This is a genomic window from Enterobacter sp. 186315, from assembly GCF_053290175.1.
On the sequence record NZ_JBPTTK010000018.1, the window covers coordinates 70509 to 81486 of the forward strand.

Annotated in this window: 11 protein-coding genes and 1 tRNA gene; 3 read left to right on the forward strand and 9 right to left on the reverse strand. The window is 56.6% G+C overall.

What is annotated here, in order from left to right:
* Positions 1-88: 88 nt before the first annotated feature.
* A complete protein-coding gene (gene ilvY / locus ACSVHP_RS17890) occupies positions 89-979 on the forward strand; it encodes an HTH-type transcriptional activator IlvY (protein WP_234674742.1) in 891 nt (296 codons plus the stop codon).
* Here the strand turns inward: ilvY and ilvA are convergent.
* From ilvA to ilvL, 7 genes are all read right to left on the reverse strand, one after another.
* Positions 976-2520, reverse strand: a complete 1545-nt coding sequence (gene ilvA / locus ACSVHP_RS17895; RefSeq protein ID WP_234674741.1) for a threonine ammonia-lyase, biosynthetic — start codon at positions 2518-2520, stop codon at positions 976-978. The two genes, ilvY and ilvA, sit on opposite strands and share 4 nt — an antisense overlap.
* Positions 2521-2522: 2 nt before the next feature.
* The gene (ilvD, locus tag ACSVHP_RS17900; RefSeq protein WP_447552606.1) at positions 2523-4373 is read right to left on the reverse strand and encodes a dihydroxy-acid dehydratase; all 1851 of its coding nucleotides are present in this window, start codon (positions 4371-4373) and stop codon (positions 2523-2525) included.
* 60 nt (positions 4374-4433) lie between these two features.
* Complete coding sequence (gene ilvE, locus ACSVHP_RS17905) at positions 4434-5363, reverse strand: branched-chain-amino-acid transaminase (protein WP_417314645.1); 930 nt, start codon at positions 5361-5363, stop codon at positions 4434-4436.
* A gap of 18 nt (positions 5364-5381) precedes the next feature.
* On the reverse strand, positions 5382-5645 hold the full coding sequence (gene ilvM / locus ACSVHP_RS17910) for an acetolactate synthase 2 small subunit (protein ID WP_417314643.1): 264 nt from the start codon (positions 5643-5645) through the stop codon (positions 5382-5384).
* Positions 5642-7288 carry an acetolactate synthase 2 catalytic subunit gene (gene ilvG, locus ACSVHP_RS17915; RefSeq protein WP_447552607.1) on the reverse strand — a complete coding sequence of 549 codons (1647 nt, stop codon included), beginning with the start codon at positions 7286-7288 and terminating at the stop codon, positions 5642-5644. The genes ilvM and ilvG overlap by 4 nt, the downstream gene beginning before the upstream one ends.
* 2 nt (positions 7289-7290) lie before the next feature.
* Positions 7291-7341 carry a peptide IlvX gene (gene ilvX / locus ACSVHP_RS17920; RefSeq protein ID WP_166792073.1) on the reverse strand — a complete coding sequence of 17 codons (51 nt, stop codon included), beginning with the start codon at positions 7339-7341 and terminating at the stop codon, positions 7291-7293.
* Positions 7342-7427: 86 nt separating this feature from the next.
* Complete coding sequence (gene ilvL, locus ACSVHP_RS17925) at positions 7428-7526, reverse strand: ilv operon leader peptide (RefSeq protein ID WP_001311244.1); 99 nt, start codon at positions 7524-7526, stop codon at positions 7428-7430.
* 342 nt (positions 7527-7868) lie between these two features.
* Here ilvL and ACSVHP_RS17930 point away from each other — a divergent pair, with 342 nt between their 5' ends.
* The gene (locus tag ACSVHP_RS17930; RefSeq protein WP_447552608.1) at positions 7869-9389 is read left to right on the forward strand and encodes a YifB family Mg chelatase-like AAA ATPase; all 1521 of its coding nucleotides are present in this window, start codon (positions 7869-7871) and stop codon (positions 9387-9389) included.
* A 31-nt stretch (positions 9390-9420) separates the two neighbouring features.
* Here the strand turns inward: ACSVHP_RS17930 and ACSVHP_RS17935 are convergent, their stop codons facing one another.
* Positions 9421-9759: a DUF413 domain-containing protein gene (locus tag ACSVHP_RS17935; RefSeq protein WP_234674735.1), complete on the reverse strand. Its 339-nt coding sequence runs from the start codon at positions 9757-9759 to the stop codon at positions 9421-9423.
* 118 nt (positions 9760-9877) lie between these two features.
* Between ACSVHP_RS17935 and hdfR the strand changes: the two genes are divergently transcribed.
* Complete coding sequence (gene hdfR / locus ACSVHP_RS17940; protein WP_447552609.1) at positions 9878-10699, forward strand: HTH-type transcriptional regulator HdfR; 822 nt, start codon at positions 9878-9880, stop codon at positions 10697-10699.
* Between the two features lie 98 nt (positions 10700-10797).
* On the opposite strand, the gene ACSVHP_RS17945 is transcribed toward hdfR, so the two are convergent.
* A tRNA-Trp gene (locus tag ACSVHP_RS17945) sits at positions 10798-10873 on the reverse strand.
* Positions 10874-10978: the final 105 nt, after the last annotated feature.

Sequence of the window (10978 nt, forward strand, 5' to 3'; positions counted from 1 at the left end):
CATTACAACAGGAAATTTATTGCGGAAATTGATATATTCACAACGTCACGTTGCAATTTCTGCAATGTAAAAAGAGGGGGTGAAATCCGTGGATTTACGCGATTTGAAATTGTTCCTGCATCTGGCGGAAAGCCGCCACTTTGGCCGCAGCGCGCGGGCGATGCACGTCAGCCCCTCTACGCTTTCGCGTCAGATCCAGCGCCTGGAAGAGGATCTGGGCCAGCCGCTGTTTGTGCGCGACAACCGTACCGTCACGCTCACCGAAGCGGGCGAAGAGCTGCGGGTTTTTGCCCAGCAGACGCTGTTGCAGTATCAGCAGCTGCGCCACACCATCGACCAGCAGGGGCCGTCGCTCTCCGGCGAGCTGCATATTTTCTGCTCCGTGACCGCCGCCTACAGCCACCTGCCGCCCATCCTCGACCGCTTCCGCGCCGAGCATCCCTCGGTTGAAATAAAACTCACCACGGGCGATGCCGCTGACGCGATGGAAAAGGTGGTGACGGGGGAAGCGGATCTGGCCATCGCCGGAAAACCAGAAACCCTGCCGGGCGCGGTGGCCTTCTCGATGCTCGAAAATCTGGCGGTGGTGCTGATTGCCCCGGCGCTGCCCTGCCCGGTGCGAAATCAGGTGTCGGTGGAAAAACCGGACTGGTCAACGGTGCCGTTTATCATGGCCGATCAGGGGCCGGTGCGCCGCCGCATCGAGCTTTGGTTCCGCCGTCAGAAAATCAGTAATCCGTCAATTTACGCCACCGTTGGCGGTCACGAGGCGATGGTGTCGATGGTCGCGTTAGGCTGCGGCATTGCGCTGCTGCCGGAAGTGGTGCTGGAGAACAGCCCGGAACCGGTGCGTAACCGCGTGATGATTTTAGAGCGCAGCGACGAGAAAACGCCGTTTGAGCTTGGCGTTTGCGCACAAAAAAAGCGGCTGCATGAGCCGCTTATTGATGCGTTCTGGAAGATATTGCCGAACCATTAACCCGCCAGGAAGAACCTGAACGCCGGGTTATGGGTTTCGTCGTGACACTCATAGCCCAGCTCGTTCAGCCGCGTTTCGAAATCAGGCTCGTGCTCGCCCAGCTCGAACGCCGCCAGCACGCGACCGTAGTCGGTACCGTGGCTGCGGTAGTGGAACAGAGAAATATTCCAGTGCGTGCCGAGCGTATGCAGGAACTTAAGCAACGCGCCCGGGGATTCCGGGAACTCGAAGCTGAACAGACGTTCACGTAGCGGCTTCGACGGGCGTCCGCCCACCATGTAGCGCACGTGCAGCTTCGCCATCTCATCGTCGGAGAGATCGACCACGCTGTAGCCGCCTTCATGGAGCAGGCTGAGGATCTCTTTGCGCTCGTCCAGACCACGGCTTAAACGCACGCCGACAAAAATGCAGGCATCTTTAGCATCGGCAAAACGGTAGTTAAATTCCGTCACCGAACGCCCGCCCAGCAGCTGGCAGAACTTGAGGAAGCTGCCCTTCTCTTCCGGAATGGTCACCGCCAGCAGCGCTTCACGCTGTTCACCCAGCTCGCAGCGCTCGGACACGTAGCGCAGGCCGTGGAAGTTCACGTTCGCACCTGAAAGTACGTGCGCCAGACGCTCGCCGCGAATGTTGTGCTGGGCGATGTATTTTTTCATTCCCGCCAGCGCCAGCGCACCGGACGGTTCCGCCACCGCGCGCACGTCCTCGAACAGATCTTTCATCGCCGCGCAGATCGCATCGCTGTCCACGGTGACGATATCGTCGAGATACTCCTGGCAAAGACGGAAGGTTTCGTCGCCAATGCGCTTAACCGCCACGCCCTCGGCAAACAGCCCGACGCGGGGAAGATCCACCGGATGCCCGGCATCGAGCGCCGCTTTCAGGCAGGCTGAATCTTCCGCCTCAACGGCGATCACTTTGATCTGCGGCATCAGCTGTTTGATCAGCACCGCGACGCCCGCCGCAAGACCGCCGCCGCCCACCGGGACAAACACGCGATCGAGATGGGCATCCTGCTGTAGCAGTTCCAGCGCCAGCGTGCCCTGTCCGGCAATCACCATCGGGTGATCGAACGGCGGCACCCAGGTAAAGCCCTGCTGTTGCGCCAGCTCAATCGCTTTGGCTTTCGCTTCGTCAAAGTTGGCGCCGTGAAGCAGCACTTCACCACCAAAACCACGCACCGCATCCACTTTGATATCCGCCGTGGCAACCGGCATGACGATCAGCGCCTTCAGCCCCAGACGCGCAGACGAGAACGCCACGCCCTGCGCGTGGTTACCCGCAGAAGCGGTAATCACGCCGCGCGCTTTCTGCTCATCGGTCAGCCCCGCCATCATCGCGTAGGCCCCGCGCAGCTTAAAGCTATGTACCGGCTGGCGGTCTTCGCGCTTCACTAAAATTACGTTGTCGAGGCGCGACGAGAGCTTGTCCATTTTTTGCAGCGGCGTGACCTGCACGGCCTCATAGACCGGCGCGCGCAGCACCGCCCGCAGATATTCCGCCCCCTCAGGGGCGGCGGATAAGGGTTGTGACTCGGCCATCATTAGCCCCCAAGTTTAGATTTATCGCGCACCGCGCCTTTATCTGCACTGGTGGCCAGGCTCGCGTAGGCACGCAGCGCGAAGGAGACTTCACGCTGGCGATCTTTCGGCGTCCAGGCTTTGTCGCCGCGCGCTTCCTGCGCTTCACGACGGGCGGCAATCTCCTGGTCGCTCAGCCTGAGCTGAATGCCACGGTTCGGAATGTCGATTTCGATCAGATCGCCGTCTTCGATGATGGCGATGTTGCCGCCGCTCGCCGCTTCAGGCGAAACGTGGCCGATAGACAGGCCGGAGGTCCCGCCGGAGAAACGGCCGTCGGTGATCAGCGCGCAGGCTTTGCCGAGGCCCATCGATTTCAGGAAGGTGGTCGGGTAGAGCATCTCCTGCATTCCCGGTCCGCCTTTCGGCCCTTCGTAACGGATAACGACGACGTCGCCCGCCACCACTTTACCGCCAAGAATGGCTTCTACCGCGTCGTCCTGGCTTTCGTACACTTTTGCCGGGCCGGTGAATTTCAGGATGCTGTCGTCAACGCCTGCGGTTTTCACGATGCAGCCGTTTTCCGCGAAGTTACCGTACAGCACGGCCAGACCGCCGTCTTTGCTGTAGGCGTGCTCCAGCGAGCGAATGCAGCCTTCGGCGCGATCGTCGTCCAGCGTGTCCCAGCGGCAGTCCTGCGAGAAGGCCTGCGTGGTACGAATGCCCGCCGGGCCGGCGCGGAACATGTTTTTCACCGCGTCGTCTTTGGTCAGCATCACGTCGTAGCGATCGAGTGCTTCAGGCAGCGTCAGGCCGAGCACGTTTTTCACGTCGCGGTTCATCAACCCGGCGCGATCCAGCTCGCCGAGAATACCCAGCACGCCACCGGCACGGTGAACGTCTTCCATGTGATATTTCTGGGTACTTGGCGCGACTTTACACAGCTGCGGCACCTTGCGGGACAGCTTGTCGATATCGCTCATGGTGAAGTCGATTTCGGCTTCCTGCGCGGCGGCCAGCAGGTGCAGAACGGTGTTGGTGGAGCCGCCCATGGCGATATCCAGCGTCATGGCGTTTTCAAACGCGGCTTTGCTGGCAATGTTGCGCGGCAGCGCGCTGGCGTCGTCCTGCTCGTAATAGCGTTTGGTCAGCTCAACGATGCGCTTACCGGCGTTAAGGAACAGCTGTTTACGGTCGGCGTGGGTCGCCAGCAGCGAGCCGTTGCCCGGCTGAGACAGGCCCAGCGCTTCGGTCAGGCAGTTCATGGAGTTGGCGGTGAACATCCCGGAACAGGAGCCGCAGGTCGGACAGGCGGAACGCTCTACCTGCTCGCTCTGCTCGTCAGAGACTTTTGGATCCGCGCCCTGAATCATCGCATCGACCAGATCGAGCTTGATGATTTTGTCGGAAAGCTTGGTTTTACCCGCTTCCATTGGGCCGCCGGACACGAAGATCACCGGAATGTTGAGGCGCAGGGAGGCCATCAGCATCCCTGGAGTGATTTTGTCGCAGTTGGAGATACAGACCATCGCATCGGCACAGTGGGCGTTGACCATGTACTCAACGGAGTCGGCGATCAGCTCACGCGACGGCAGAGAATAGAGCATACCCCCGTGACCCATCGCGATACCGTCATCCACCGCAATGGTGTTGAACTCTTTCGCCACACCGCCGGACGCTTCGATTTGCTCTGCGACCAGTTTACCCAGATCGCGCAGGTGGACGTGGCCCGGAACGAACTGGGTAAAGGAGTTCACCACAGCAATAATTGGCTTGCCGAAATCGGCGTCGGTCATCCCGGTGGCGCGCCACAGCGCGCGGGCACCCGCCATATTACGGCCGTGGGTGGTAGTGGCGGAACGATACTTAGGCATGGCTTATTTACTCCCGTCTGACTATCAAATGGGACGGTGCGTGCCGTCCCATATGTGTTCTTAGTTGTTGACCTGATCCAACCAGCCGTATTTATCTTCGGTTTCGCCGGTGAAGAGGCCAAAGAAGGCTTGCTGGATGCGTTTGGTGACCGGGCCACAGCGGCCTTCGCCCACCTGAATACCGTCTACGCTGCGAACCGGCGTGATTTCAGCCGCCGTACCGGACATGAACACTTCGTCGGCCAGATACAGGGATTCGCGGGACAGCACCTGCTCGCGCACTTCGATACCCAGATCTTTCGCCAGCTTGATAATGGCGTCGCGGGTAATGCCCGGCAGTGCAGAAGAGGTAAACGGCGGGGTGAACAGGATGCCATCTTTCACTTCAAACAGGTTCTCACCCGCACCTTCAGAGATATAGCCATTCACGTCCAGCGCGATACCTTCCTGGTAGCCATGACGGCGCGCCTCGCTGCCAACCAGCAGGGAAGAGAGGTAGTTACCGCCCGCTTTCGCGGCGGTTGGAATGGTGTTTGGCGCAACGCGGTTCCAGGAAGAGACCATTGCATCGATCCCCTGCTCCAGCGCTTCGGCGCCCAGGTAGGCACCCCACGGGAACGCGGCAATGATCACATCGGTGTTGTAACCGGCAGGTGGGTTCACGCCCATACCCACGTCACCCACGAACACCAGCGGACGAATGTAGGCGCTGGTCAGGTTGTTTTTACGGATCACCTCACGGCAGGCTTCCATCAGCTCATCAACGCTCTGAGAGACCGGGAAACGATAAATTTTGGCTGAGTCATGCAGACGCTGCATGTGTTCGCGATGGCGGAACACCACTGGTCCTTTGTGAGAATCGTAGCAACGGATACCTTCAAACACCGAGGTGCCGTAGTGCAGCGCGTGGGACATCACGTGGACCTTCGCGTCCTCCCAACGAACCATCTCACCATTGAACCAAATGTAATCAGCTTTTTTCGTCGTCATTTTTTCTTCCTGTCGCGCTTAAGCACGGATTTGTTGTGATGTGGTTGTGCTCTGGCAGATGGCAACATGGGCAACGTCTACCAGTTTTGATAACTGACTAAACAGTAAGTCGACCGGCCGAGGGCTGGCAACGGTTAATTCGATATTGATGTTTTGTGCATCCGTGGCGGTCTCCATATTCATAGAGCAAATTTGAAAACCACGATGACGGACCACGCGCAAAACGCGTTCTAACGTTTCCGGGTTGAAGCGAGCCTGCACGGCGACCTGATGATGCATCATGATAATTTCTCCAGCATTTGTGAGTTACTGGCACCTGGCGGTACCAATGGCCAGACGTTCTCAAGCTCGTCGATTGAGACATGAAGCAGGTAAGGCCCTTCGCTTGACAGCATGGTGTCGAGTGCCGCTTCAACCTGGTCTTTACGGGTGATGTGCTGGCCCGGGATACCAAAGGCGCTGGCCAGAACGAGGAAATCGGGGTTATCGGTCAGGGTGGTTTCGCTGTAGCGTTCCTGGAAGAACAGCTGCTGCCACTGGCGAACCATGCCTAAACGCTGGTTATCGAGTAAAACAATCTTCAGCGGCAGCTGCTTACGCTTCACGGTGCCCAGCTCCTGGACGTTCATCATGAACGAGCCGTCACCGGATATGCAGATGACGGTGTCGTTCGGACGCGCGACCTGCGCCCCCACGGCAGCCGGCAGGCCGAAGCCCATCGTCCCTAAGCCGCTGGACGTGATGAAGTTTTCGGGACGTGTGTAGGTCATGTGTTGCGCAGACCACATCTGGTGCTGGCCCACGTCGGTGGTCACCACGCAGTCTGTCGGCTTGCGATCGGAGAGCTGTTTTAACAGCAGCGGCGCGTAGATAGCCTCGCCCGGATGGTCGTAGCGCCAGGCGTGTTCAACGCGCATATCCGCCGCGTGCTGACGCCATTCGCTGATATCCAATGGCTGCTGCAATGCCGGTAACAGCGCATTGAGATCGCCCTGCAAGGCTACATGCACCTGGCGCAGCTTGTTCATTTCCGCCGGGTCGATATCCATATGAATGACTTTGGCATTCGGCGCAAAGGTATTCAGCTTGCCCGTAACGCGATCGTCAAAACGCGCGCCCACGGCGATGAGCAGATCGCACTCCTGAACGGCGAAGTTTGCTGCTTTGGTGCCGTGCATTCCCAGCATCCCCAAATAGTACGGGTAGTCCGCATCTACCGCGCCCAGCCCTTTCAGCGTGCAGGCGGCAGGTATTTGCGTTGCAGCGATAAACTCACGCAGCGCCGGAACCGCCCGTGCCATCCCCACGCCGCCGCCGACGTAGAGCATCGGCTTTTGCGCGTCGGCCAGCATCTGGCGCGCGGCTTCAACCCCGGCGTGAGGGAAAGCGTCGTTGTTTTCAACGGTGGAGAAATGCGGCTCCAGATCGCCCAGCGCAACCTGGATATCTTTAGGAATATCAACCAGAACCGGGCCAGGACGGCCTGAGTTCGCGACGTCGAAAGCTTCCGCCATCACGCGCGGTAACTCTTCCAGCGACTGCACGAGGAAGCTGTGTTTGGTGCAGGCCAGCGACAGACCGAGCACATCCACTTCCTGGAAAGCATCGGTGCCGATGAAGGGAGAAGCGACCTGGCCGGTAATGGCCACAACGGGTACGGAGTCGAGCAGCGCGTCGGCAAGACCGGTGATCAGGTTGGTCGCGCCCGGCCCAGAGGTCGCCATGCAGACGCCGGTTTTACCGGTCGAACGCGCATAGCCAATGGCCGCCATCGCTGCCCCCTGCTCGTGTCGGCACAAGAGGTGTTCCACGCCGCCGTCATACAGTGCATCGTAAATCGGCATAATTGCGCCCCCCGGATAACCGAAGACAGTTTCCACTCCCTGTGCGCGCAACGCATGTACCACCCACTGTGCCCCATTCATAGTTAGTTCCCCGTCATAAATCGGGAGAAACAGAATTTTGTGCTAGTCGTCATTCTCTGCTCCTCGTTTAAGTTTTTTAGTCATAAAAAAACCCCCGGACCTTTCGGTGCGGGGGTCTTAGTTCGTTAAGGCTTGATTCTTAAGCCTTTCCTCGTCCAAGTGCAGCCCCGCACGGTGGGATAATAATCACCACCACGCTAATCACGACCAGGCTAATCACTCGTAGAAGGGCTGTCATTGTCAGTTCTTTTTGCATCTTGTTCGAAGGAATGCCTAAAGAGTTATCACAGTTTTTGAATCTAACACAAGATTTATTTATGACGCGTTTGTTTAGCCTGCGAATCATTTTTCTAAAACACGTTGTTTTATATACAAAAAATAGAAAATGAATAATTTTCATTTTTTTAAAGGCTTTCGGAGAGCCATAACGAAGAATTTTCACGCTTTGCGACGCTGATTCCGGAGGAGTGCAATCGTTGCAACTTGTCGTGAAAAGTCAGGAAACTGCCTCGTAAATCAAACAAATCCCTCCTAACGGCAAAAACGCTTTCTGGCATAGTCGAGCAAACAGGAGGTGTTTATGTCACTGTCGGTTGTCTATACGCGAGCTGCGATTGGTGTAAAAGCGCCGCTGATTTCTGTAGAGGTTCATCTCAGTAACGGACTGCCCGGTCTGACCCTCGTCGGGCTGCCGGAAACCACCGTGAAAGAGGCCCGAGATCGGGTTCGTAGCGCAATCATCAATAGCGGTTATACCTTCCCGGCGAAGAAAATCACGATTAATCTCGCGCCGGCTGATTTACCCAAAGAGGGTGGACGATACGATTTACCTATCGCAATTGCGCTTCTCGCCGCCTCTGAGCAGCTCAACACCACAAGGCTAGGCTCGTACGAGTTCGTGGGTGAACTCGCGCTTACAGGCTCGCTAAGAGGCGTTCCCGGAGCAATATCCGGTGCGCTGGAAGCGATAGGTGCTGGTCGCCAAATCATTGTCGCCAATGAAAATGCGCCGGAGGTGAGCCTCATCGCCGAAAAGGGATGCCTGATAGCGGGTCATCTCCAGGAAGTGTGTGCGTACCTTGAAGGGCGGCATGAGCTGGATGAACCCCAGGAGGCAGACGTTGCCCTACAGGACAGCCTGGACGATCTCCGCGACATTATTGGTCAGGAGCAGGGAAAGAGAGCGTTGGAAATAACGGCTGCGGGTGGGCATAACCTGTTGTTGATAGGGCCGCCCGGCACCGGGAAAACGATGCTGGCCAGCCGCTTAAATGGCCTGCTACCGCCGCTCAATAATCGTGAGGCGCTTGAAAGCGCCGCAATCTTTAGCCTCGTCAGCGCGACGTCGTTGCACAAGCAGTGGCGGCGGCGACCGTTTCGCTCACCGCATCACAGCGCCTCGCTCACCGCGATGGTAGGTGGAGGAAGCATCCCCGGGCCTGGCGAAATTTCGCTGGCGCACAACGGCATCCTTTTTCTCGATGAGCTACCTGAATTTGAGCGACGCGTTCTGGATGCACTGCGTGAGCCTATCGAATCCGGACAGATCCATATATCCCGTACCCGGGCCAAAATTAGCTACCCGGCACGATTCCAGCTTGTCGCTGCAATGAACCCCAGCCCGACAGGGCACTATCAGGGCAATCACAACCGCTGCACGCCTGAGCAGACCCTCCGCTATCTGGGGAAGCTCTCCGGCCCTTTTCTCGACCGGTTCGATCTCTCTCTTGAGATCCCCCTTCCTCCTCCGGGCCTGCTTAGCCAGAACAACGGGCAAGGGGTGACGTCTGCGCAAGTACGTGAACGGGTTATTGATGCACAAGCTAAGCAGTACGCCCGCCAGAACAAGCTCAATGCGCACCTGGACAATGCGGAGATCAGGCAGTTTTGCCAGCTGGATACCGAAGACGCGGTTTGGCTTGAAGAGACTCTGGCAAGGTTTGGGCTTTCAATACGCGCGTGGCAGCGGTTGTTGAAAGTGTCGAGAACCATTGCGGATATTGAAGGCTGTACGGGAATAGAGAGGCGGCATTTGCAAGAAGCGCTGAGCTATCGCGCGATCGATCGTTTGTTGCTACATCTACAAAAGATGCTGGCGTAAAAAAGGGGCCTTAGCCCCTTTCTTCACCACGTTAGTCGTCAGACTCGGTGTAATCTTCTGCGCCTTCCATCTGCGGCTTACCGCCTGACAGCGTATGGAAACGCTTAGGACGCTTGATACGTGCCATATACTTTATCCATACACGTTCAGCTTCTGAAACCGGCTCACGTTCGCCACGGCAAACGGCAACAAACTGTTTTTCGTCTTCCGTTTCTGGTTCACGTTTCCCCAGATCCAACTCGTTGAAGGCATAACCATGACGCTCAAGCAGTTGTGCTTCTTTGATGGTGAAATCACCATGGCGAGAGAACCCGCGTGGATAATTTTTGTTGTCGAAAAAACGATTCATCGTCGTAAAGCTTTCCGCCATCCTACACGCTCCTAATTCTTTGGCCGAGCTATTTATGGCGCGGAGTATTAGTTACGCTTGACAGAGTGTAAAACAAAACATTTAAATCATAACGACAAATAATTTTGCGGAGAAAGATGTGGATACGGAATTGCTAAAAACTTTCCTCGAAGTGAGCAGAACGCGTCACTTTGGGCGAGCAGCGGAAGCCCTTTACCTGACGCAGTCAGCGGTTAGTTTTCGTATCCGCCAGCTTGAGAATCAGCTGGGTGTGAATCTTTTTACCCGTCATCGCAATAATATCCGTCTGACGCCGGCCGGAGAGAAGCTCTTACCCTACGCCGAAACGTTGATGAACACCTGGCAAGCCGCGCGAAAAGAGGTTGCGAATACCTCACGACATAATGAATTTTCGATCGGTGCCAGCGCGTCGCTATGGGAATGTATGCTCAGTCAATGGCTTACGCGTCTGTATCGCTCGCACAGTCATTTGCAGTTTGAGGCACGGATTGCGCAACGTCAGTCTCTGGTAAAACAACTGCATGAGCGTCAGCTGGATCTTCTGATCACGACAGAAGCCCCCAAAATGGACGAATTTAGCAGCCAAATTATCGGGCAGTTCAGCCTCGCGCTTTATGCCTCAGAGCCTTCAGCAATGAAATCCGATCTGAATTATTTACGGCTCGAATGGGGTCCTGATTTTCAGCAACACGAGGCAGGTCTGATTGCCAGTGATGACGTCCCACAGCTCACTACAAGCTCCGCAGAGATTGCGTGTCAGCAGCTCGCTTTACTTAAAGGTTGTACCTGGTTACCCACTCGCTGGGCGGACAATAAGCCTGGATTACACACCGTGAGCGATTCCTCTACCCTTTCAAGACCGCTGTATGCCATTTGGTTGCAGAACAGCGACAAGCAATCGCAAATAAAAGATCTCTTGAAAAACAACATAATGGAATGATGCTCATAATCTGCAAGGACGCAGTAAGCCACTTCTTAGGAGGGGTTTCGCCGTATTTCAGGCAAAAAAAATCCTTTGCCTAAGCAAAGGATTATATATGGCAGGGGCGGAGAGACTCGAACTCGCGACACCCGGTTTTGGAGACCGGTGCTCTACCAACTGAGCTACGCCCCTAAATCTTCTTGCCATTAAGCCTGCTAGGTAAGCAGGCTTAATGTCTTAATAAGTGGCGGAACGGACGGGACTCGAACCCGCGACCCCCTGCGTGACAGGCAGGTA